Origin of the sequence: Candidatus Williamhamiltonella endosymbiont of Tuberolachnus salignus (assembly GCF_964019775.1) — a bacterium.
In the GTDB taxonomy this organism is placed as follows: domain Bacteria; phylum Pseudomonadota; class Gammaproteobacteria; order Enterobacterales; family Enterobacteriaceae; genus Hamiltonella; species Hamiltonella defendens.
On sequence record NZ_OZ026471.1, the window covers coordinates 1,676,316 to 1,700,669 of the forward strand.

The window sequence follows — 24,354 nt, forward strand, 5'->3', positions numbered from 1 at the left end:
GTGACAGGCAGATAAGGTTTGTTTACGGCCATCCTTCAAAAATGATATTTAACGCCCACCGCCCCTCGAGTATCTCTGTAACTTTTTTTGCCTATTTGATGAGTCACATGGAGCAATAGATATAAACGCGAACTGATTTTTGCGTCCACGCCCATTTTGAATTCCCCAAGGTGACGCGCCCCCTGCATCTCATGCATTTCGTCGTCCATGCGGATGGCCATCGGTTTGGGTTGGTAAATCCAGTTCGCTTCAAAAAAGAGTTGAAACTCCCGTGGTTTTCCTTCGTCCTGCGGACTGTGCCCCAGCAAATGCGCCCGTAAACCCAGCCGACTCTGCAGATAATCCCCTCGGCCCGTCACACGGGTGCCATTGATGTCAGTGTGGTCTTCGGGTTTGACATTCATCCAGGTGAGCTGGGCTTTGGGCTGAACCCAAAAACTATGCAGTATTCCCGAGCGGGAAACTACTTCCCCTGCCGTCAACAGATATCCCCCCTCCACAGACGCGGTCACCCCCCGGCTTTTGTAAGACTCCGTACGCCGCTCTTCAGGCGTCACGTCATTCTTGAACCAGTGATACAGCGCCCAGGTATCGACGTAAAAACCCGAAGGCGCTTTGGGATGTTGATACCAGGTGGCATACCCCCCTGCACTATAGCCCCGCACCTTCCCTTGCGACGACATCTCATTCGTACGATGATGCGCTTTGCTGTACTCATGGCCATATCCGCCCATCACCCCCAAATGATAACGGTTGAGGCCATCAGAAGACCACTGGGCGATATGTCCCCCTAACATCATCACATAGCGGTCAGATTGCGCGTCGTTGTCAGACAGGGAAGAGGTATGATGACCTCCTGACGCCCTTATCCACATCCCAGGGACAGGGCTGTCCTCTGACAGGGCCTCGGTATACTGGGTTTCACCCAGACGCTCATGTAACGTCATGTGAAACATCGTATTGGCCGCTCGAAGATTATTCGCATAACTCAAACTCTCCGGCCGGGCAAACCATGAGGACACCAGATACCAGTGGTTTTTACTGTCTTCTGTCGTCCCTTTCCGTAGAGAGTACTGATAAGAGCCGGCCACGATGGGGCCATCCTGAACAAAGGTGCCGTCAGTGCCCTCTTTGGCTTCAATCAGTCGAATGCCGCCTTTGGTGGCGCTCCCTTTCCCGCCCACATTACGCACTGTCACACGGGTGTTGCCTTTGGAGGATTCATTGATAATCAATTGATTCGCGGGCGAATCGTCGCCTTCCAGGCGGGCGTGAAACAGGATTTTCCCGGAATTGCCCTCGTAATCGTCTGTCGTGAGGGTAGAAAACGAAGGGCTGTCATGAGGGGGTTCAAAGACAATCTGTCCTGCATTTTTCAAGTTTGTTACAGTAGCATTGTTGGTAAACGACCAGGTACTGCCAGAGTCCAGGGTCACGTTGGCTTTATTCCCACCCTCCGCCACAATGTTCCCGTAGAGGGCTGTCTGGTTCAGCGTTAAATCGACTTCTCCTCCTGTCCCGGTAAAATGAATGGCATTTCCACTGCCTGGCGGGGAGATAACGACCTTGCTGAAAACAATGTTCGTTTTTCCGTCTGCAGACCTGATGAGGTCACCGGCGGCATTCAGAGACCCGCCCGTGATGGTCACGGTCGGGTCTCTGGTGTCTACAGCGGAATAAAGCAGCGCTGAGTTTTTGTCCAGGGTTTGAATATGGCTGTCATGAAGATGAATCGTTGAATTTTCGCTAAATCCTACAGCCTTGGCACCTTGACCCTCTACCTTGATGTCCAGATGATGGCCTGTCACCTTGGTACGCCTCAATGCGACAATACCAAAAGAATTTTTCCCGTGACTGCTAACGGTGCTGTCTTTGATATCCACGGTGGAATCTGCTTGAGCGTTTATAGCCTTAGTACCTTGTCCCTCTACCTTGATGTCCAGATGATGTCCTGTCACCCTGGCACTGTCGAATGTGACAATACCAAAAGAATTTTCTCCGTGACTGCTAACGGTGCTGTTTTGGATATCCACTGTGGAATCTCCTTCAGCGCTTATAGCTCTGGCACCTTGACCCTCTACGTTGATGTCCAGATGATGTCCTGTCACCCTGGCAGCCTCGAATGTGAGAATACCTCGAGAGTTTTCTCCTTGACTGCTGATGGTGCTGTCTTTGAGCGTTATCCTGGCACTGTAAGAAGTGACCGCTCTACCCCCATCTCCATTTCGTGAATTTATCTTCAGTTGATGACCCGTGACCTCTGTCTCTTTTCCTTTCGCCCAAAGACCATAAAAATTCTTTTTTATGCCGCTGAGGGTGCTGTTCCCGATATCGACTTTTGCCCCTTTTTCCACAGCGACCGCCCAGTCGTTGGCACCCTTCAACGTTATCTCCATATGCCTGAGTGTCAGGGTGGAGTCGTCTATCGCCCAAAGACCATAAGAACTGCCTGCGGCCTGGGTGTCCACTGTAATTTTTTGCTTTTCAGTGCCTTCCAGCATCACAGAGGTGCCCACTCCGCTGGTTTTCACCGCGGTTTTTTTACTTCCACCGCTAGACAGGGATAGAGGTTGTCTTGGTCGATTATTCACCTGAGCTTGATTCTTCGCTTCTATCCCGTCAGGGTAAGCCTGTTCAGTCAACTCATGGGTTCCTCGATTAAAAATCTGTGTTTCTGAAATACTGCCCCCACTGTGTATCAACATCGTCAGCACAGACAGCCTGAGGGTGTGCAGTGTGATTTTTTTGTATCGCATCGTTTTTCACTCTGGTTGGAAGGGATGGGCTCGTGATGGATGTCGCGTCATACAGACTGATTAATATATTGACCAATTCAATAATTAAATAAGCTTTTACAAAAAAGTCAAATTTCTAATGACCAGCAGAGTAAACAGGATGGCACTGTGAGCCCGGTGTTGAGAGTTGGAACGTTTACTGACAGAAGCAAGGCACAAGGGGCATGATCTGCGGCACTGTGCTTGCTCAGTTTGATGGGATTTAATTGAATTCAGTGTCAAACACAACCGTGACTCTTCCACTGTAAGTATCTGGCGCGTTTTTTAGCATTGTTTCCACATTATCCGAAGCGACTGAAAAATTTATATCTCCTTGTTGATTATTAACATCCGGAGGGAAAATAATATCATCAACATGATTTTTTGTTTGAAGCAATTTATTTTCTGGAACAGCAAAATCAGGCAGCGCCAGCCGCGTTTGAACCGGAACCAATGTTTGGTTTTTTTTACTTTCGATAGCACATCCACTTTGAGATTCATATTCACATTCCAGATAAACTTTAAAAGGCCCGGAACTTGATAAAGAAAACCGGGTTTTACCGGTCAGGGGGTATCGATTTTGGTGCCAGTTTTGCCAATTTTGATTGATCGTGGCTGCTCTACAGTTGCCTGCTTGAGCACATGGCTCCAGTTGCACCTTTGAATGACCTGTGAGGTGAACCTTCAGATGATGCTTCACATTTAAAACAAACTTAATTGTAAAATGGTCTATGTTTTTGCTGAAATTTGAATGTGTGTTAACAATATTGTCAATCGAATAACTCACTTCTCCTTCGTATCTTCCTGAGTGAATTTTTAATAGATTATTGTTATTCAAAAATATTTGATAAGCAAAACCTATTGCAATTTGATCAGATTGATTGAGATCATTAATTTGAAATTTACAATTATTTCCGTTTTTCAAGCTTATTAAATATCTTTTTTCAATCACGCCAAGATATGGTTCTGTATCGGTTACTCCTTCGCAGAAGGATTCTTCGTAATTGATATTTTTAAGATTATTTTCTGTCGATGGTTGATATCTGAAATCTAATGTATTTAGATGAAACATCAAATTTATTGTTTGTAAAGAACGATTTTGTAATTTTAATGTCACTGTTTTTGGGGGAATGGATTTCAAATCAATATTTGACTTTTGAGTATTAACATTGGGAGTCAGTTTCAATTGTAGTGCTGATGATACAAACTGCCTCGGAGGATCTCCCGATCCATTGACACCAGTCTGTATAAAATTTGGTATATTAAAAGAATCAACTCCTTGTCTCTCCTCAATGAATGTAAGACCGTTTTGATTTTCAGCATCCCATTCATAATAAAGTGTCACTTCATTTGCCCTCGCTGCCATGTTCACGGCAAGCAATAAGATGCTCATTGAGAGCACCCTGAATATTAACCTCATGATTTTTCTTCTCCTACACTGACTGCTCTGCACAAGACAGTGTTGATAAAGTGAATTTGTTTTTTCTTGTCCATCTCTGAAGGCAGCGCACATTGCATCTTGGGGCGCCCTTCTTTTTCTGTAACGCTCAGTAAGCGATTCGATACCCCAGAATCAAGGGTCAATACGCCGTCGGCATTGATCATCGCACCGGCAACATCGCTGCTCACGTATCGATTCTTGAGCACGTTTCCTTGCTCGTCTTTCAACATGCCGACCAACGTGAAGGTTTTCATGGCTTTTACTTTAAGGTACTTCACGCTTCCGCGATTCATTTGCACGCTATGATGCTCAGGGAAAACCTGCACACCTTCGCCCCCTCTGGCCGTAAACTGGATGTTGTTCTTTTCCCATAACTGGATTGGCACAATATTTTTGCCCTTGAACAAACGTTTTTCGCCCATATTTCCAGAAGCCAGAATGCTGGTACTGTCATCATCTGCATCGACATCTACAATAAGCGCTGACTCCATTCTGTTATTGCCGTTAGCAGCGCCTACCTTGCCGCCGCCCAGCACCAGTACCTGGCTCAAATTTCCGCCCACAGTATGGGAACTGCCTTGTATATGATGTTGCGTATAGACATTTCCGCTCAGGTAACGTGCTTCGATTGCCCCATTTGTGCTGATGATGGTATTTCTCGAGCTTTGTGAAACACCGGCGCCCAGTGTGCGAATGGGATTATCATCATCACCCGGTTCCCATTGATATTTCAGGCTGGAGTAATTCTGATGTTGATTTAAACCCGTCTCGGCTGAAATTCTGTGACGGTTAGCCGGCGCAAGCGCAACACTGACGCCAAATGAAACGCCTTGGTCACGCTCTTTTTTGTCAAAGCCCGGTCTGTGATACCCACTGAGTCTGAAATTCGTATTATGGCCTGATATCTGGGTCGATTTGCTGAGAGAGATATCAGCACCGAATCCCTTATTTTGAATTCTATCTACATATTCCGCGCTGAGCATGAGTGACGTTGACCAGGGCAGTCTCAGAGACAAATTCGTCCCCCAGGTATGTTGACGCTCGCGAGATCGTGTTTTCTGATCATGATATTTTTTGTTCGTTGATCGCCAGTATAGGCCCGCTGAGCCGATGGGAATTTTGCGGTAATAATGAATAGTGGTATTTTTGCTTAAGTGTTCCTGAGTATTGCTCAGCGTGTACTGGGTAAATAACCGGTCATTCTCAGAGATCGTGATGTTCGCCCGCGTGCCGACCTGGGTCTCCTTTTCTGCCAGAGCCCCGCTTAAACCGACAATCGCCCGGGGATGTGCCAGGATATCGACTTCACCACCCACCGTAAAAGGATTATTGTTTTGTTTGTGATGCCAGCTGGTGCCGAATGTTCTTCGTTGTCCTCCCCAGAAGTTGAGACGCCAGCGTTTGTCTGGATCATTCCAGCCCTGGGGCTTGTAAATCTGCGCTTTTTGAGTGTCCACCGTTTGGCCATTTTCAATAATTTTGATCGTGATATCGTAGATACCATTGGGCAGCTGACGCGTGTCCAGTGCTTGTATGCCAGATTGAAGCTGTTGGGTATAGATGAGTCTCTCGTTTTGCCAGACTTCGGCAATGGATTGATTGCGCCCGGTGATATAAACCGGAAATGCACTGACACTGTCCTGGCGGATGAGCAATGTATCGGAGGTGCCCCACATGGCACCGACCACCGAGTGATCGCCAAAACCTGATGTCTGGACGTTACTGGTATCTGAGCTGGGTGTGAATAATCCTAAACGAACAAAACTGCCTTGAAGCTCTTTTTGAGAGAAAAGTTGATACAGGCTTGAGCTGCTTTTTCGATGATGACCCTCTCCCGTACCGGAAGAATAAAAGGAAGCGTTCTGGCTCCAGCCGGCAAACGAGGATTTTAGGGTGGAGTTGATCCCCCAGCTGCGTTCTTTATGGGATGTGCCCCTGGCAGACACCGTGTTATACATCATCACCCCGCCAGGCATGTCTTTGGGCAGAGAGATAAAATCAGTTTTGACCTGGCCTTTTTCATACTGCGAGGTGTACAGTTTCAGCACAGAATTATCCAGGCGGTATTCCACCGCCATCAACCCAGAAGGGCAATTTTGGGTGCATTGACCCACAGACACCCCCTGCTTTAGAACGTCAGCCCAGCGCGCCTTAATCTCGGGATCAACGTCATCAGCCTGATAAGATGTATCAACAATACGAATGAGTCGAATTTCACCATTTTCTTTCAACGAAATCGCCGCATCAAAAAGCGCCGTATCATTGAGATAAACCTGCACAATCAGCTCGGAGTCATAAAAATACCGCTTGAAATCGTCAGGCAACCCGCGCATATGAGAGGCCAGTGTCATTTCTTGTGCAGGGGCGAAAAGAGGGGTGATGGTCAATAGAACAGATAAATATTTTTTCATGAATCAGCCGCCAAAAGATCTTGGCGGCCTCCGTGGGAGCGAATGATGACGAATTCAGTATCCTGAACTTCAGTTTGCTTCGCGGGTTTTATGAGATAGTTGCATCAAATTGCAAAGTCACAGTTCCTTCATACTTACCTTCTGGTGCGTTTTCATAAGATTCAGAGGTAATTTTTAAATGAATCCCTTTTTGATCAAAAGACTTCAGATCATTTTGATTGAAATTGGCTCCCGACTCAATATTCACTAATTGTTGATTATTAATCAAAATACTTCCTATACTAATGTTATCTGTCAAAACCCTTTCCCCATCCTTTAAAAGAATCAATTGTGGTAGATGATTAATAAGTTTCACTTTTAAACTCTGAACCTTCTCAGCGTTTAAATATCTGATATCAGTTTCTCCTGTAAATATTTCCTTCGTTGTATCTGCCGTCATTGCTAGCTCAATCTTTTTTTCCTCAAGTTTGAACTCTTTCTCTGGAACTTGTGCAGTTAACTCAATATCCAGATTTTTTGGGTCCGCTATAGATTTCACTGAGATCACACTCGCTGCGCAGGATAACGCCGCCACGGCCAAATATTTTTTTAAAACACACAAATGGGTTTTTTTAAACGGTTGCATAAAATGCATATTTCCTTAATTCAATCGCTTAATAGCGATGATGTGACATAAATATGGCTGCGTTTTTGTTGATAACACAGCCGCTACTGACCCGCGTTAATCACTGAATTTCCGCTGGTTATTCCCCTCAATGAGAGTGAAATTCGTTTGATATCCCGATTTTTTATTCATAGAGTATGTTCTGCCTGGCAAAACAAACCGACGGCTATAAGGACCACAGCCTGTATTTGCATTTTTGCATTCACGAATTTTATTGAGAGAAATGGTAGTATTTCCGTTATTCTGGATGGTGATCACCTTAGGGGAGTCCGCATTGATCACAGAGTTAAAAACAGGCTTATCAGGCTGAACAATGAGAATGCTGCCATATCCGGCTAAAATATTGACACCCGCCTTCATCTCTTGACTGTGTTTTTCCAGCGCTTTTTTATCGAGTCCAAAATCGTCGTCAGCCTTAGGTGCAACGGGGATAAACCTGATACGAAAATATCTTTCGGTTGTTCTATCGCCTGGCCACAAAATACGCACGGCCTGAAACCCGCCAGGCGGAATAATGAGGCGTAAAGGCGTGACAATCAGTCTGTTTTTTTCGAGGACGTTTCCCGTGACTTCTTTGAGTGGTATTTCTTGAGAGGTATTTTTGTCGCCGGGGTGAATTTCGAGCAGTTCAACACGGACAAATGCGGTTGAATCTCCGCTATTATAAATTCGCTTGCTCATGCTTTGTGTTTCTGAATTGAGCACATCGTACATAGCGCCAATCGAGATCCCCGCGGTAGCGGACACAAATAGGGTTTGACCGAAAAAGCAAAATCCAGAAAGGGTCATCATTAAAACCTGTTTAAAACGGCCCATCATATCCTCATATATCTGACCCTTTTTTTCAGGGAAAAGGTAAAATGAATACTATATAACCAGGGAGGGATCGTAATGGATTTAAAAATGACTTGTTGTGACTACGCTTTAATTTTTAATATCATTTATTAAAATTATTCATTGATATCTTTTTTATGATTAATATTTATTAATGATTAAAAAATATTGATTTTGGGGTGTGTACGGTTTATCTATCGTCGGCGATGGTGAACCTGTTTTCATTTTTGTGGAATATGATTATGCGCAAATTGATTGTATTCATGCTATTTACGTTGGTGACCTTCACTTGGGGAACCACTTGGATGGCAATGAAAATAGCTGTTGATACCATCCCTCCTATATTTGCAACAGGGCTGCGGTTTTTATGCGCGGCCCCTGTTTTGCTTTCTATTGCCTGGGCCACAAAAACACCGCTTTTATTTCCTTCGGGCCAAAGAGGGTTTCAAGTCATTGTGTGTCTGTTTTATTTCGCTATTCCCTTCACATTAACCATCTATGGTGAACAATTCGTGGGCTCAGGCCTGGCTTCGATTATGTTTGCAAATATGCCTGTGGCCGTTTTAGTGGCTTCCCTGTTTTTTTTGAAAGAAAAAGCGCATTTTTTACAAATAGTGGGATTAACCCTCTCAGTGACCGCCTTGTCATATATCTTATTTCAAGAATCTCAAACAGAGGCTCAAAGCAATTTATTCGGTATTTTAAGCCTTGTTTTAGCCGTTATTATGCATGCTTGCATGTATGCACAGTGTAAAAAACGCGCCTGTCAGGTTGCAGTCGTGACTTTCAATGCCCTCCCTTGTTTAGGAGCAGGTGTGATTTTATCTATTTTGGGATGGTACGCTGAGAAACCGCATGTTCAATATTTCTCTATGGCTTCTCTATGGGCGGTGATGTATTTGGGGCCTTTTGCGGGTATTTTTGGTATTTTGTGTTACTTTGCGCTTCAACAAAAAGCCGGTGTCTTTCAAGCCTCTATTGCCTTTTTGATCTTTCCTTTAATTGCGCTCAGTTTTGAAAATCTGGTGTATGGGCATACACTTTCTAATCGCTCGATGATTTCTGTGGTCCCATTGATTTTCGGTATTTTGTTAACGTTGATTCCTAAAAAACACTTAAGAATACATTGAGATCAGTAAAGGGCGAGACATAATCCATTCTTAATCAAAAGAAATCAATGAATCAAAAATAAAAAGGGAAACATTAATGCCTCTGATTTATAATTTTAGTGCGGGCCCTGCGATGCTGCCCGCAGAAGTCGTATTTCAAGCAGAACAGGAGCTGGCTGAAAGAAAAAAGAAAGGAATATCGGTGATGGAAATCAGTCATCGAAGTGAATTTTTTCAAAAAATAGCAAAAGAATCAGAGCAGGATCTCAAAGATCTGCTGAATATCCCCTCAAATTATAAAGTGCTTTTTTGCCAGGGAGGTGCCAGAGGTCAATTTGCAGCGGTTCCTATGAATTTATTAGGTGAAAAAAAAACCGCGGACTATATCACTGGAGGATATTGGTCAAAAAGTGCCATTCTGGAAGCAAAAAAATATGGCGTCCCGAATATCATTGATGCCAGTGTTCGTAAGCCAATCAGTGGCGTTTTTTTTCAATCCATCAAACCCATAAGTGAGTGGCAATTAAGTGAGGATGCCGCTTATGTTCATTACTGCCCTAATGAAACCATAGAAGGTATTGCCATTCATGCCCCCCCGATTTTCTCTCATCATAAAGATGTGGTGGCTGATTTTTCTTCTTCTATTTTATCTTGCCCTATTGATGTGGACCGTTATGGGGTGATTTATGCCGGAGCTCAAAAAAATATCGGGCCCGCTGGCTTGACCGTGGTGATTGTTCGTGACGATCTTTTAGGAAAAGCCCACCAACACACTCCCTCCATTCTCAATTATCAGGTTCTTGCAGACACTCAGTCTATGTTTAACACCCCGCCGACTTTTGCTTGGTACCTCTCTGGCTTGGTATTTAAGTGGCTCAAAGATCAGGGCGGGCTAATTGAAATACAAAAACGTAATCGCGAGAAGGCCCAATTGCTCTATTCCACCATCGATGAGAATGAATTTTACCTCAATCAGGTTGCGCCTACTCACCGTTCATTGATGAATGTCCCTTTTTCATTATCGACATCTACCCCAAGATTAGATGAGTTGTTTTTAAGCGAAGCTAAAAAAAGAGGATTAGAAGGTTTAAAAGGCCACAGAGCAGCAACAGGAATGCGAGCTTCTATTTACAATGCCATGCCTGTAGAGGGCGTCCAAAAGTTAACGGAGTTTATGGTTGAGTTTGCCCGGCGTTATGGTTAATTTTTTTCGATTGGCTAAAGTCAATTTTATATGTTTTCTATCAAATCATTTTTGAGGGGCATATTCATGATAAAAAATATCAACATCAGTCTGGCATGGCAAATTTTGATTGCATTAGTTTTGGGAATAGTCGTAGGGGCGGTGCTTCACCAAAATATAGAAGCAAAGGATTGGATAATTAAAAATATCCTCAGCCCAGCAGGAGAGATTTTTATCCGTTTGATTAAAATGATAGTTTTGCCTATTGTGGTTTCAACTTTAGTTGTCGGCATTGCAGGGGTGGGTGATGCAAAAAAATTAGGCCGCATTGGTCTCAAAACCATTATTTATTTTGAAATCATCACCACCTTAGCCATTTTTCTCGGTATTACTTTGACGAATATTTTTCATCCAGGTGATGGCATTGACATGTCATCACTGGCTGTGATCGATATCTCTCAATACGAAAAAACCATGGCGAACGTACAACATTCCTCTCACAGTTTAGCGAACACCATTTTATCTTTAATTCCATCGAATATATTTGCTTCCATGGCAAATGGGGATATGTTGCCCGTTATCTTTTTTTCAGTTTTATTTGGTTTGGGTCTGTCATCCTTACCCGAAAAAACTCAAAAGCCGTTGCTTCAAGTGTTTCAATCTATTTCAGATACCATGTTTAAAGTCACTTACATGATTATGCGTTATGCCCCTATAGGTGTGTTTTGTCTTATTTCGGTGACGGTCATTCACTTCGGGTTTACCTCTTTAATCCCATTAAGTAAATTAATCATTTTAGTTTATGGTGCCCTCCTTTTCTTTGGTTTGGTGGTGTTTGGCATCGTTGCAAGATTGTGTCATTTGCGGATCTGGACTTTAATCCGTATTTTAAAAGACGAGCTGATACTGGCTTATTCGACTTCCAGCTCAGAAACAGTACTGGTTAAAATAATGGAAAAAATGGAGGCCTATGGTGCACCTAAAGCGATCAGTAGTTTTGTTGTGCCAACAGGATATTCGTTTAATCTGGACGGCTCTACTTTGTATCAAAGTATCGCGGCCATCTTTATTGCCCAGTTGTACGGTATTGAGCTTTCTTTGAATCAGGAAATTACTCTGGTGTTAACCATGATGGTGACGTCGAAAGGAATTGCAGGCGTGCCTGGAGTTTCTTTTGTGGTGTTATTAGCCACTTTAGGGAGTGTGGGTATCCCGCTCGAAGGTTTGGCTTTTATTGCTGGAGTAGATCGCATTCTGGATATGGCTCGTACCGCGTTGAACGTCGTGGGGAATGCTTTAGCGGTTTTGGTGATCGCCAAATGGGAAGGGCAATTTGATCACAATAAAGCATTAGAATACGAACGTACTTTTTTCATTAAAACGTCTTCTCATTGTCAAAAAAAGTAAACATAGCGATGTTAACTATTCTTCCCGGAGATGAAATGCTATTAGAGTGCTTCCCAACTGATACTAGAGATCCCGTCAAAAATCTGGAGCTTTTTTTATATGTCATTCCATTCTCTCGGCTTAAATGCTGATATCCTGCGAGCCGTGTCAGAGCACAATTACTCTGCCCCCACGCCAATACAACGCCAGGCCATACCCCTGATTTTGGCTAAACGTGATTTAATGGCAAGCGCACAGACAGGCACAGGAAAAACGGCCGCTTTTACTTTGCCTTTATTACAGTTATTGAGTCAGAACACCGCTCTCGTGAAAGGCCGCCGCCAGATACGTGCTCTGATTTTAACGCCCACCCGTGAACTGGCCGCTCAGATTGCTCAAAATGTATCTGATTACAGTCAATACCTTCAATTACGTTCACTGGCCGTTTTTGGCGGGGTGAGTATTAATCCTCAGATGATGAAATTACGAGGCGGAGTTGATATTTTAATCGCGACACCAGGGCGGTTACTCGACTTGGAACACCAAAATGCACTGGCTCTTTCTCAAATTGAAATTTTGGTATTAGATGAAGCAGACCGCATGTTAGATATGGGCTTTATTCATGATATCCGCCGAATTTTGGCAAAACTGCCAAAGAAACGGCAAAGTTTACTTTTCTCTGCCACTTTTTCTAATGAAATAAAATCATTATCAACGAAATTATTAACTCATCCCGCTTTTGTAGAAGTGGCCCCTTGTAATACTACTGCTCAGCAAATTTCTCAATATGTGCATTTTGTGGATAAAAATCGTAAAAGAGCGCTGTTATCTCATATGATAGGCCGTGGAAATTGGCAACAGGTATTGGTCTTTAATCGAACAAAACATGGGGCTAATCATCTTTCTGAACAGCTTAACAAAGATGGTATTACCGCTGCCGCGATTCATGGCAATAAAAGTCAAGGGGCCCGTACCCGTGCATTAGCCGATTTTAAGGAAGGTAAAATCACAGTATTGGTCGCGACCGACATCGCCGCTCGTGGTTTAGATATCGATCAACTCCCTTATGTTGTTAATTATGATCTTCCCCATATTCCAGAAGATTATGTGCACCGTATTGGTCGAACTGGAAGAGCTCAGCACGCTGGACAGGCCATTTCACTGGTTTGTGTTGATGAAGATAAATTACTCAAAGACATTGAGCAGCTCTTGAAACGTGAGATACCTCGTATGGCTGTTCCTGGCTATGAACCTGATCTGCGTATCAAAGCAGAGCCTATTCAACAGCGTCGTCAAAATAGAGGAAAGAGGGAGGGCAGGCAGAGCGTCAACAGAATTGGCAATATAAAAGAAAAAAATCATTGAAATAAAATTTCAATGATTTTGATATGTAATAGTAAGCCTTATCGCTCATAGATAAATCTATGATCTATTTTATGACAGAAAAAACCTACATCGTGGCAGTGACTGCAGGTAATTTGACAATATTTGCCTCTTCAATCTGCTTGGTATGGTTGATAGGGATTGATATTGCCTCTACTGAACAATTGCCAGAGAAAGATGACATTGCCTCTTCTAAACTCTGATTGGCACCGGCGCTATTTCTATTTAGTAACGGTTCAATAATCTCGCTCATTATTTCAATGTTTGAGGTCATCAATTGAAATAATGGAGATGACTGAATCAATAAATTTTTTTGAAGGGCTTGAATTACCTGTCCTGAAACTGATCGAACTGGTCGCGTATGATCGCTCTGTTGATTGATGCTTTCTGCTACTGAAGATGGGACTTGAGATTCTTTGGCTGCTACATTGGCGGCGGCTCCTGCCTCAGACCCAACCTGAGCATTGTCTTGATGGGGTTCTGTGTTGGCTTTTGCAGAGGTTTCCTCGGCTGCTCCTGCCTCAGACCCAGCCTGAGCGTTGTCTTGATGGGGTTCTGTGTTGGCTTTTGCAGAGGTTTCCTCGGTGGCTTCTGCTTCAGACCCAACCTGAGCATGGTCTTGATGGGGTTCTGTATTGGCTTTTGCAGAGGTTTCCTCGGTGGCTTCTGCTTCAGGCTCAACCTGAGCATGGTCTTGATGGGGTTCTGTATTGGCTTTTGTAGAGGTTTCCTCGGTGGCTTCTGCTTCAGGCTCAACCTGAGCATTGTCTTGATGGGGTTTTGTGTTGGCTTTTGCAGAGGTTTCCTCGGCTGCTCCTGCCTCAGACCCAACCTGAGCATGGTCTTGATGGGGTTCTGTATTGGCTTTTGCAGAGGTTTCCTCGGCTGCTCCTGCTTCAGGCTCAACCTGAGCATTGTCTTGATGAGGTTCTGTATTGGCTTTTGCAGAGGTTTCCTCGGCTGCTCCTGCCTCAGACCCAACCTGAGCATGGTCTTGATGGGGTTCTGTATTGGCTTTTGTAGAGGTTTCCTCGGTGGCTTCTGCTTCAGGCTCAACCTGAGCATTGTCTTGATGGGGTTCTGTATTGGCTTTTGTAGAGGTTTCCTCGGCTGCTCCTGCCTCAGACCCAGCCTGAGCATTGTCTTGATGAGGTTCTTTTTTTACTACAGGGGCTTTATTAGCCGATGGTTCCAATAATTTCATCAGATACTTCCCAAAAGAGACCTTTATATCATCTGGTTGCTCCTGCATTAAGGCTTTGAGTAAATCAAATAAAATTAAGGTCATATTCTTATGGCGCAAACTCAGAGGCGCAATCAAATCTTCAATAACTGTATTTGCATTTGCATTACTGACGGCAACACCTTGATTATCCAGTAGGTGATGTGCAGAAGATTTATCAGGATTCAAAGAGGGTTCGATAAAAGTGGTTATTTTATTGCCGTTTTTATCAAAAATCGCGGAATCCTTTATTTCTCCATTTTCTTTTAAAAGAGTGATTTTTTTTTGATAAAGACGCTCATTTCCTTTGGAATTTTTTCTGTAAAACCACTCTGTTATTTTACGTTGTGGTTGATCATTATTATCATTAAAAAATTTTTCTTCTTCTTTCATCAGAAGATTTGTAACAGGATCTAAACTGCTCACTACTGCCTTCCTGGCAAAATTTTCACTCCACTTTGAATTAAATTCCGGATATTCATTCTGAAAAGATACCTCGTCATTAATGAGTTTTACTTTTTTAAGCATAGTCTCGATCCTTATTTTGATTGAAGTTTTCAGTTGTGAAGAAACATTAAGTGTTTACTTTTTATAAAATCATTCCATAAAAATGAAATTGCTTTGAATATAAAAACAAATTATTAATTTTATTTTTTTATTTAATGCAAAGTGATATTAAATAATTAATTTAATATAAATAATTAGGTTTATTTTTATATAAAGTAAATTTACTTTGAGTAAAAAGAGTAGTGCATTTAAAAAAAAAAGCAAAAATTGGACCAAATAAAAAAATCGGCGGCCCATTCAATCAGAAAATATTTTTCTCATTTTTCTTCATATTGGCCTCATGTTATAATCTCGCTCTTTTTTTGATTAAAAAGCGTAAAGTTGGAGTAAAATTTTTATGACCATACATGTATTTTCTTCCGAAAAAATCAGAGCGAAAATTGCGATTATCATGGGCTCACAAAGTGATTGGGATACCATGAAACCAGCAGCAGATATATTGAGCGAGTTAAAAATTGCTTATGATGCGGAAATTATTTCAGCTCATCGCACCCCCGATAATTTATTCAAATTTGCTGAACAGGCAGAAACTCGTGGCTTCAGTGTTATTATCGCAGGCGCTGGTGGAGCGGCGCATTTGCCTGGCATGATCGCAGCTAAAACTTTATTACCTGTATTAGGTGTCCCCGTAGCAAGCACTTCACTAAATGGAATAGACAGCCTTTATTCGATAGTGCAGATGCCACGTGGTATTCCTGTTGGGACACTGGCCATTGGAAAGGCAGGCGCAGCAAATGCCGCCTTACTCTCAGCGCAAATTTTGGGCTTACAAGATCCCACATTGGCATACCGTTTGACAGAATGGCGTAAACAACAAACACAGGAGGTTCTCAATCATCACGATCCACGCGAGAAAAAATGAAAACAGTTTACATCTTAGGTCAGGGTCAGTTAGGGCAAATGTTAAGACAGGCAGGGGAACCCTTAGGAATTAAAGTGTACCCGCTTTGTCTTGAAATCGATGAGTCAAGAGAAAAGAGATCGCCACCAGACATCATTACAGCTGAAATTGAACATTGGCCTGACAACGTCTTTGTTCGTCAATGGGCTCAGCATCCCTTATTGATTAACCGTGATACCTTTCCGCTTTTAGCCGATCGATTCACCCAAAAGCAATTATTAGACGAACTGTCACTCCCAACGGCACCTTGGCAATTATTAACAAAAGCAGAGCTTTGGCCAAAAGTGTTTTCTTCTTTTGACTCCTTAGCCGTAGTGAAACGTCGAAAGGGAGGCTACGATGGAAAAGGGCAATGGTGTTTGCGCCCTGGAGAAGAACATTCGCTTCCTTCTGATCTTTATGGTGCCTGTATTGTTGAGAAAGGGATTCGCTTTTCGTACGAAATATCATTAATAGGGGCACGCAATCATAGAGGGCAATCGGTCTTTTATCCTATTACCTATAATTGGCATGAAGCGGGTATTTTACTTGCCAGTGTTGCTTTCCCGACAAAGCAGCAAAGATTGCAAGCTCCGGCAGAATCGATGTTATCTCGTATTATGAATAAACTCGATTATATCGGTGTTATGGCGATGGAATGTTTTGTTGTGGGGAATGATTTATTGATTAACGAACTTGCTCCTCGGGTACATAACAGCGGGCATTGGACCCAAAATGGGGCTTCTATCAGTCAATTCGAGCTACATTTAAGAGCTATTTTAGACTTGCCTCTACCTTTACCTGTGGTCAGTAGCCCCTCGGTCATGTTGAACTTGATTGGTATTCACCTTAACCCATCTTGGCTATCACTACCTTTAATACATGTTCATTGGTATGGCAAAGAAGTCAGAGCGGGTCGAAAATTAGGGCACCTGAATTTAAACGATCCTAGTATCAATCGATTAATCGAAACCCTGGATGCATTAGCGCCTTTGCTGCCTCAAAGTGATCAAGTGGGATTACTTAAAGCAAAAGAAAAATTGGAAAATACGCCAAAAAATTTTACAGATCTTTAAAAAAGAGGCGCGCGCATTTTTTGTTTTTAATTTATTCTCTTTTTTTTCTAAAATACGATATATTCAATTTTTATTTAAATCGCCATTTAATATTGAGAATAATAATGAGCTACATTGTTGCTCTGACAGGTGGTGTGGGGAGTGGGAAAAGTACTGTTTCGGATATTTTTGCAAGCTTGAATGTTTCCTTGATAGATACCGATATTATTGCTCGTCAATTGGTTGAACCAGGGTGTTTGGCATGGAATGAAATCATAAAACGATACGGCCATCATATTCTTTTGGATGATGACACCCTTAATAGAGCGGCATTACGTCAAAAAATATTTAATGACCAAAAAGAAAAAGAATGGCTAAATCGATTATTACACCCACTCATTGAAAAAGAATCTCTGCATCAAATGCATCAGTCTTCTCAACCCTATCTGATCTGGATCGTGCCTTTATTGTTTGAAAATCATTTACATCACAGGGCTAATCGAATTTTGGTCGTGGATGTCAGTGCTAAAACACAATTACTACGTACCATGAAAAGAGACAATGTCACTCAAGAAGAAGTTAAAAAAATTTTAGCGTCACAGCTTTCTCAAAAGCAGCGCCTCGCGTTGGCTGACGATGTGATTAGCAACAATGGGGCTATTGAAAAATTGCCTGCGTTAGTACGATCACTTCACCATCAATACTTAAAACTGGCGGCCTGTTTTTCATCAGAGGATTTACATTGATGAGTGATATCAACACAATGATACTTGTTGAACATCCACTCAATGAAAAAATGCGTACTTGGCTTCGTATTGAATATTTATTAAAACAATTGCTGTATCAAAAAAATTTCAAAAATATTGCATCTGCTTTAACCTTTTTCCGCGCAGCTTCAGATTTAATAGATATACTGGAGCGCTTCGAAATTCGAGGCGATTTATTGAAAAAACTAGAACATCAACAACAAAAATTATCAAATTGGCTCTGCGCACCTAACACAGATAAAGATCTGATTGACTCTTTAATCACAAAATTAGAAGACTCTACGAACGCACTCATATCGGCACCTCGTATTCGAGATCATCTAAAAGCAGATCGCTTAATCATATCGGTTCGACAACGTTTAAGTATTGCCGGGGGATGTTGTAGCTTTGATTTGCCGGCATTACATCTATGGCTGCATTTATCTGATGAAGATCAAACTCAGTATATCGATCATATCATTCACACTTTAAAACCTTTACATCATGCACTGATGATGATTTTAGATTTCGTTCGTCAGTCTGGTTCGCTTGAGATGGTAAATAGTTCGAATGGATTTTTTAAAGGAAATACAGAAAAAGGGGAGTTATTGAGGTTACGTATTCCATTAAAACATCGTGTTTATCCAAAAATTTCGGGTCATAAAAACCGTTATGTGATTCATTTTATCCCCTTAGAGCCTGAACAGAGTCGTTCTGTAGATAATTTTTCATTTGAACTGGCGTGCTGCTAAATATGCTGAATCTGGAACAGGTTTAAAACGAAAATATTTACATACGTATGACGACGCTACGCCTTATAAGATTGGCAATCGAGTTGATTATGACGCCATTGGTCAAAAAATTATTGGAAAATAAAAAGGCAGTTCAATCAAAGAAGCATTTTAAGCAAGCAGGTTAGAAATCACATTTTTTAATTTTTCTTGATCTTCTGCAAATTTACGGATGCCCTCAGAGAGTTTCTCGACAGCCATGGGATCCTGATTGTGTTGCCAGTAAAATTCAGATTCTGTAAGGGGCGTTGGCTTTTCTTTCAGGGCACCCCGAAACACTAACTTCTGCTCCACAGTACCTTGTTGCTCTGATAATTCCTGCAATAAGGAGGGTGAGATCGTTAAGCGGTCACAACCGGCCAATTCTAAAATTTCAGCTGTATTACGAAAACTAGCACCCATTACCACGGTCTCATAACCGTGTTTTTTATAATAATGATAAATTTTTTGTACAGAAAGAACACCAGGATCTTGAGTAGGTAAAAACTCTTTCGTATCACTATTCTTTTTATACCAGTCAAGAATACGACCAACAAAAGGTGAAATCAGAAAAACGCCTGCCTCTGCACAAGCACGTGCCTGAGCAAAAGAAAATAACAGGGTCAGATTACAACGAATCCCTAATTTTTCCAGGGCTTCAGCAGCACGGATGCCTTGCCAAGTCGCAGCCAGTTTAATCAAGATACGATCTTTATGAATATCGGCTTCATGATAAAGTGAGATTAACTTTTGAGCTTTTTCAATACTGGCGTGGATATCATAAGACAGACAAGCATCCACTTCGGTCGAAATACGACCAGGAATCAATTTTAAAATTTCTACCCCAATGTCGACAGCGAGTTTATCGGTAGCGTCAATCTGATGTTGTTTTGGATCTGAGCTTTGCCTTTTAGCCCAAGCCACGGATCGATCGATCAAGTGGCGATATGCTGGAATTTTTGTGGCATTTAAAATTAATGAAGGATTCGTGGTCGTGTCTTCGGGTTGATAAGATTGTATCGCTGAGATATCACCCGTATCCGCCACAATAGTGCTGAATTGGCGTAAAGCTTGTAATTTATTCATCATATTCACACTCTCATTCTTTTACGAGCAACATTTACGAACTATTCTGGTTTGAGTTTCAAGAAAAAAATGTATTTGATATTAACATTTTTAGGCATCAGTGAAATAAATCAATCAAAAATAAGGGGATTGCAAAAATAAAACGAGATTCAATAAAAACATTATAAATCAATTTTTTATTTATATTTAAAGTTTTTCCAGATACGATTATCTCTCAGATAATCTGTATATTTCTTGACACATTAAAAAGTCAGCCATAGAATTCTGCGTCCTCGTATTTTGCGATGACTGCATACAAAAAATTAGGAGTTCTCTAAAGAATGCCAACAATTACTCAACTGATTCGCAAACAACGCGTTAAGAAGTCTGTGAAGAGCAAGGCTCCTGCACTAGCAGCTTCTCCTCAGAAACGTGGGGTATGTAAACGCGTGTACACCACCACCCCTAGAAAGCCTAACTCTGCAATGCGTAAAGTTTGTACTGTGGTCTTTACTAACGGTTATGAATGTATTTGTTACATCGGTGGTGAGGGTCATAATGTACAGGAACACGGTGTTCTTTTGGTTAAAGGGGGGGGGGTTAAAGATTTGCCCGGGGTTAAATACCATATCGTTCGCGGCGCCCTTGACTGTTCTGGTGTCAAAGATCGTAAACAGGCTCGTTCAAAATATGGTGCAGCAAGGCCAAAGGCTTGATAATCACTTCGTTAAGTAAGGCCAGACATTTCACTTTCATATCAAAATAAATGTTCAGAGTTTTGGGTAACCCTGAATTAACAACGGAGTTATTTTAATGCCACGTCGTCGTATTGTTGGTCAACGTAAAATTTTACCAGATCCTAAATTTTCATCTGAATTGTTAGCAAAATTTATTAATATCCTGATGGTTAGTGGTAAAAAATCCCTCTCAGAATCTATAGTATACACTGCGTTGGAAATACTAGTTCAACGTTCTTCTAAAAGTCATCTAGACGCTTTTGAAGCGGCTTTAAACAATGTGCGTCCCACAGTTGAGGTGAAGTCCAGGCGTGTTGGGGGTTCTACCTATCAGGTGCCTATCGAGGTTCGTCCAGTTCGACGTAATGCTTTGGCCATGCGCTGGATTGTAGAAGCAGCCCGTAAACGTGGCGATAAATCTATGGCACTACGCCTGGCAAACGAATTGGCTGATGCGATGGAGAAAAAAGGGTCTGCTGTAAAAAAATGTGAGGATGTTCACCGTACGGCAGAAGCCAATAAAGCTTTTGCACATTATCGTTGGTAGTGTTTCACCGCTCGAAAATTTTGCTGAAATAAGCGTATTTAATACAATATAAATGAGCAGTGAGTTTCCCTTAAAAAATCAGTAAGCGTAGGTGAAGCTCGAAGAGGCTTTTAGGAAAAATAGAGGATAAAATGGCCCGTAAAACCCCGATTAAGCACTACCGCAACATCGGTATTAGCGCTCATATCGACGCTGGTAAAACAACGACGACTGAACGTATCTTGCTTTATACTGGTGTGAATCACAAAATTGGTGAAGTGCATGATGGTGCAGCCACCATGGACTGGATGGAGCAAGAAAAAGAACGGGGTATTACCATTACTTCTGCTGCCACGACTGCTTTTTGGTCTGGTATGGCGAAACAGTTTGAGCCTCATCGAATCAATATTATAGATACTCCTGGGCACGTTGATTTTACTATTGAAGTAGAACGTTCGATGCGCGTTTTGGACGGCGCCGTGATGGTCTACTGTGCAGTAGGTGGAGTCCAACCTCAGTCTGAAACTGTATGGCGACAAGCCAATAAATATCATGTTCCACGTATTGCATTTGTCAATAAAATGGATCGTATGGGCGCTAATTTTTTACGCGTGGTGGAACAAATAAAAACCCGGTTGGCAGCAAATCCCGTTCCTATTCAATTGGCCATAGGTTCAGAAGAAAAATTTACCGGTGTGATTGATCTCGTAAAAATGAAGGCTATTCACTGGAATGAAAAAGATCAAGGTTTAACCTTTGAATATCAGGATGTGCCTGATGATATGCAGCAACTGGCTGAAAAGTGGCGCCAAAATATGATTGAATCTGCGGCAGAAGCTTCGGAAGAATTAATGGATAAATATTTGGGTGGCGAAGAGTTAACGGAAGAAGAAATAAAGCAAGGCTTACGTCAGAGAGCATTAAAAAATGAAATTATTTTGGTGACATGCGGTTCTGCATTTAAAAACAAAGGTGTTCAGGCAATGCTAGATGCCGTTATAGAATATCTTCCAGCGCCTATCGATGTTGAAGCTATAAAAGGAGTTCTAGATGATAAAGGGACTCCCGTTATACGTCATTCAAAAGACGAAGAACCTTTTTCCGCATTGGCTTTCAAAATTGCAACTGACCCTTTTGTCGGTAATCTGACATTTTTCCGTGTTTATTCTGGTGTTGTGAATTCTGGCGACACTGTATTGAACTCCGTTAAAGGACAAAAAGAACGTATTGGTCGTATCGTACAAATGCATGCCAATAAACGTGAAGAGATCAAAGAAGTTCGTGCAGGTGACATCGCAGCGGCGATTGGTTTGAAAGATGCTACTACTGGCGATACCTTATGTGATTTAGCTCATCCTGTTATTTTAGAACGCATGGAATTTCCAGAGCCTGTTATTTCTGTTGCATTGGAGCCAAAAACCAAAGCAGATCAAGAAAAAATGGGCATTGCATTGGGTCGTTTGGCGAAAGAAGATCCTTCTTTTCGTGTGTGGACAGATGAAGAATCTAGTCAAACCATTATCGCAGGAATGGGCGAACTTCATTTGGATATTTTGGTTGACCGTATGAAACGTGAATTTAACGTAGAGGCTAATGTAGGGAAACCTCAGGTGGCTTATCGTGAAACCATCCGTAAGACAGTCGAACAAGAAGGTAAATTTATTCGTCAATCAGGTGGTCGGGGTCAATATGGTCATGTCTGGTTACGCATTGAACCTCTAGAACCAGGTGGTAAAGGATATGAATTTTTAAATGAAATTGTCGGGGGTGTGATACCGAAAGAGTACATACCTGCTGTGGATAAAGGGGTACAGGAACAACTAAAAAATGGCGTGCTGGCTGCTTATCCTGTTGTAGATGTGCGGGTTGCCGTTTTTGATGGTTCTTACCACGATGTCGACTCTTCTGAGATCGCTTTTAAAGTTGCAGGGGCTATGGCTTTTAAAGAAGGTTTTATGAAGGCAAAACCTGTACTTCTTGAACCTGTTATGAAAATTGAAGTGGAAACACCAGAAGAGTACATGGGCGATGTGATTGGCGATTTAAACCGTCGCCGTGGAGTGATTGACGGTATGGATGATACATCCACAGGCAAAACAATTCGTGCACAGGTTCCTTTATCAGAAATGTTTGGGTATGCTACGGATCTTCGTTCCCAGACCCAAGGGCGTGCCTCTTATTCTATGGAGTTTCTACAATACAGTGAAGCGCCTGCTAATGTTTCTAAAACCATTATTGAATCACGTAATACTAAGTAAGTTTTAAGATAATATTAAATTTCGTATTTTTTCTTCCATTTATAAAAAGCGTTATTAAAGAGCGCAAGAGTTAAGGAATATCACTGTGTCTAAAGAAAAATTTGAACGTAAAAAACCACATATAAACGTGGGAACAATAGGTCACGTTGACCATGGTAAAACAACCTTAACAGCGGCTATTACCACTGTTCTGTCTAAAAAATATGGGGGTCAGGCTCGTGCGTTTGACCAAATTGATAATGCACCAGAAGAAAAAGCCCGGGGCATTACCATCAATACCTCTCATGTTGAATACGAAACTCCAACTCGTCACTATGCGCATGTCGACTGCCCAGGACATGCCGATTACGTTAAAAACATGATAACAGGTGCGGCGCAGATGGATGGGGCTATTTTAGTCGTGGCCGCTACAGACGGCCCGATGCCTCAAACTCGTGAGCACATTTTGTTAGCACGTCAGGTAGGGGTTCCTTACATTCTTGTTTTCTTAAACAAATGCGACATGGTGGATGATGCAGAGTTATTAGAACTCGTAGAAATGGAGGTAAGGGAACTGTTGTCTCAATATGACTTCCCGGGTGATGATACACCGATAATACAAGGCTCAGCCCTGAAGGCGTTAGAGGGAGATGAGGCATATCAAGAAAAGATTGTAGAGCTGGCAAATGCTCTAGATAAATACATTCCTGAGCCACAACGTGATATTGATAAACCATTTTTACTGCCCATAGAAGATGTATTTTCTATTTCAGGGCGAGGCACGGTGGTCACAGGTCGTGTAGAAAGAGGAATGATCAAAACCTCAGATTCAGTAGAAATTGTGGGGATTAAAGATACGGTAACAACGACCTGCACAGGAATAGAAATGTTTCGCAAACTGTTAGATGAAGGGCGAGCGGGAGAAAACGTTGGTGTTCTTTTGAGAGGCATTAAGCGAGAAGAGATTGAACGAGGCCAAGTACTGGCGAAGCCAGGATCTATAAACCCCCATACTAAGTTTGAAGCTGAAGTGTATATTTTAACAAAAGAAGAAGGAGGACGTCATACTCCCTTTTTTAAAGGTTACCGTCCCCAATTTTATTTCCGTACAACAGATGTGACGGGGACAATTGAGCTTCCAGAAGGGGTAGAAATGGTGATGCCTGGTGATAACATTAAAATGCTAGTGACTCTGATTCATCCGATTGCAATGGACGACGGTCTCCGCTTTGCTATCAGGGAAGGGGGACGTACCGTAGGTGCGGGGGTGGTTGCTAAAGTTATTAAATAAATTTGATGTAGTTCTCTATAAAGGGGCATCAATCGATGCCCTTTTTTCCTTGGATACACCTTTAAGGATTTGG

Annotated in this window: 19 protein-coding genes; 12 read left to right on the forward strand and 7 right to left on the reverse strand. The window is 42.2% G+C overall.

Annotated elements, in window-relative coordinates:
- Positions 1–35: 35 nt before the first annotated feature.
- The 5 genes from AACL23_RS08330 to AACL23_RS08350 all read right to left on the reverse strand — a co-directional run bounded on the left by AACL23_RS08330 (position 36) and on the right by AACL23_RS08350 (position 8,109).
- Positions 36–2,756 carry an autotransporter outer membrane beta-barrel domain-containing protein gene (locus AACL23_RS08330; RefSeq protein ID WP_339051157.1) on the reverse strand — a complete coding sequence of 907 codons (2,721 nt, stop codon included), beginning with the start codon at positions 2,754–2,756 and terminating at the stop codon, positions 36–38.
- 241 nt (positions 2,757–2,997) lie between these two features.
- Positions 2,998–4,167 (reverse strand): hypothetical protein, encoded by a 1,170-nt coding sequence (locus tag AACL23_RS08335; protein WP_339051159.1) that lies wholly within the window; start codon positions 4,165–4,167, stop codon positions 2,998–3,000.
- A gap of 23 nt (positions 4,168–4,190) precedes the next feature.
- Positions 4,191–6,626 (reverse strand): TcfC E-set like domain-containing protein, encoded by a 2,436-nt coding sequence (locus AACL23_RS08340; RefSeq protein WP_339051161.1) that lies wholly within the window; start codon positions 6,624–6,626, stop codon positions 4,191–4,193.
- Positions 6,627–6,714: 88 nt separating this feature from the next.
- Positions 6,715–7,251, reverse strand: a complete 537-nt coding sequence (locus AACL23_RS08345; protein ID WP_339051163.1) for a hypothetical protein — start codon at positions 7,249–7,251, stop codon at positions 6,715–6,717.
- A 96-nt stretch (positions 7,252–7,347) separates the two neighbouring features.
- Positions 7,348–8,109: a hypothetical protein gene (locus AACL23_RS08350; protein WP_044612235.1), complete on the reverse strand. Its 762-nt coding sequence runs from the start codon at positions 8,107–8,109 to the stop codon at positions 7,348–7,350.
- A 257-nt stretch (positions 8,110–8,366) separates the two neighbouring features.
- On the opposite strand from AACL23_RS08350, the gene AACL23_RS08355 reads away from it, so the two are divergent.
- The 4 genes from AACL23_RS08355 to rhlE all read left to right on the forward strand — a co-directional run bounded on the left by AACL23_RS08355 (position 8,367) and on the right by rhlE (position 13,167).
- Entirely contained in the window at positions 8,367–9,254 is an 888-nt protein-coding gene (locus AACL23_RS08355) for a DMT family transporter (RefSeq protein ID WP_339051165.1), read from the forward strand.
- A 76-nt stretch (positions 9,255–9,330) separates the two neighbouring features.
- On the forward strand, positions 9,331–10,437 hold the full coding sequence (serC, locus tag AACL23_RS08360; protein WP_012738015.1) for a 3-phosphoserine/phosphohydroxythreonine transaminase: 1,107 nt from the start codon (positions 9,331–9,333) through the stop codon (positions 10,435–10,437).
- A gap of 69 nt (positions 10,438–10,506) precedes the next feature.
- On the forward strand, positions 10,507–11,823 hold the full coding sequence (gene gltP / locus AACL23_RS08365; RefSeq protein WP_339051652.1) for a glutamate/aspartate:proton symporter GltP: 1,317 nt from the start codon (positions 10,507–10,509) through the stop codon (positions 11,821–11,823).
- A gap of 99 nt (positions 11,824–11,922) precedes the next feature.
- A complete protein-coding gene (rhlE, locus tag AACL23_RS08370; protein ID WP_095034242.1) occupies positions 11,923–13,167 on the forward strand; it encodes an ATP-dependent RNA helicase RhlE in 1,245 nt (414 codons plus the stop codon).
- 85 nt (positions 13,168–13,252) lie between these two features.
- On the opposite strand, the gene AACL23_RS08375 is transcribed toward rhlE, so the two are convergent.
- The gene (locus AACL23_RS08375) at positions 13,253–14,935 is read right to left on the reverse strand and encodes a hypothetical protein (RefSeq protein WP_339051169.1); all 1,683 of its coding nucleotides are present in this window, start codon (positions 14,933–14,935) and stop codon (positions 13,253–13,255) included.
- Between the two features lie 376 nt (positions 14,936–15,311).
- Here AACL23_RS08375 and purE point away from each other — a divergent pair, with 376 nt between their 5' ends.
- The 4 genes from purE to zapD all read left to right on the forward strand — a co-directional run bounded on the left by purE (position 15,312) and on the right by zapD (position 18,407).
- On the forward strand, positions 15,312–15,836 hold the full coding sequence (gene purE, locus AACL23_RS08380) for a 5-(carboxyamino)imidazole ribonucleotide mutase (protein ID WP_016857128.1): 525 nt from the start codon (positions 15,312–15,314) through the stop codon (positions 15,834–15,836).
- The gene (gene purK / locus AACL23_RS08385) at positions 15,833–16,930 is read left to right on the forward strand and encodes a 5-(carboxyamino)imidazole ribonucleotide synthase (RefSeq protein ID WP_339051175.1); all 1,098 of its coding nucleotides are present in this window, start codon (positions 15,833–15,835) and stop codon (positions 16,928–16,930) included. The genes purE and purK overlap by 4 nt, the downstream gene beginning before the upstream one ends.
- A 104-nt stretch (positions 16,931–17,034) precedes the next feature.
- Positions 17,035–17,655 (forward strand): dephospho-CoA kinase, encoded by a 621-nt coding sequence (gene coaE / locus AACL23_RS08390; protein WP_100096301.1) that lies wholly within the window; start codon positions 17,035–17,037, stop codon positions 17,653–17,655.
- On the forward strand, positions 17,655–18,407 hold the full coding sequence (zapD, locus tag AACL23_RS08395; RefSeq protein ID WP_100096302.1) for a cell division protein ZapD: 753 nt from the start codon (positions 17,655–17,657) through the stop codon (positions 18,405–18,407). The genes coaE and zapD overlap by 1 nt, the downstream gene beginning before the upstream one ends.
- 150 nt (positions 18,408–18,557) lie before the next feature.
- Here zapD and tal read toward each other — a convergent pair whose 3' ends face one another.
- Positions 18,558–19,514 carry a transaldolase gene (gene tal / locus AACL23_RS08400; RefSeq protein WP_100096303.1) on the reverse strand — a complete coding sequence of 319 codons (957 nt, stop codon included), beginning with the start codon at positions 19,512–19,514 and terminating at the stop codon, positions 18,558–18,560.
- A gap of 317 nt (positions 19,515–19,831) precedes the next feature.
- Here tal and rpsL point away from each other — a divergent pair, with 317 nt between their 5' ends.
- From rpsL to tuf, 4 genes are all read left to right on the forward strand, one after another.
- Positions 19,832–20,206 (forward strand): 30S ribosomal protein S12, encoded by a 375-nt coding sequence (gene rpsL / locus AACL23_RS08405; protein ID WP_015873275.1) that lies wholly within the window; start codon positions 19,832–19,834, stop codon positions 20,204–20,206.
- Between the two features lie 97 nt (positions 20,207–20,303).
- A complete protein-coding gene (rpsG, locus tag AACL23_RS08410) occupies positions 20,304–20,774 on the forward strand; it encodes a 30S ribosomal protein S7 (RefSeq protein WP_015873274.1) in 471 nt (156 codons plus the stop codon).
- 131 nt (positions 20,775–20,905) lie between these two features.
- Positions 20,906–23,011: an elongation factor G gene (gene fusA, locus AACL23_RS08415; RefSeq protein ID WP_100096304.1), complete on the forward strand. Its 2,106-nt coding sequence runs from the start codon at positions 20,906–20,908 to the stop codon at positions 23,009–23,011.
- 85 nt (positions 23,012–23,096) lie between these two features.
- On the forward strand, positions 23,097–24,281 hold the full coding sequence (tuf, locus tag AACL23_RS08420) for an elongation factor Tu (protein ID WP_015873272.1): 1,185 nt from the start codon (positions 23,097–23,099) through the stop codon (positions 24,279–24,281).
- Positions 24,282–24,354: the final 73 nt, after the last annotated feature.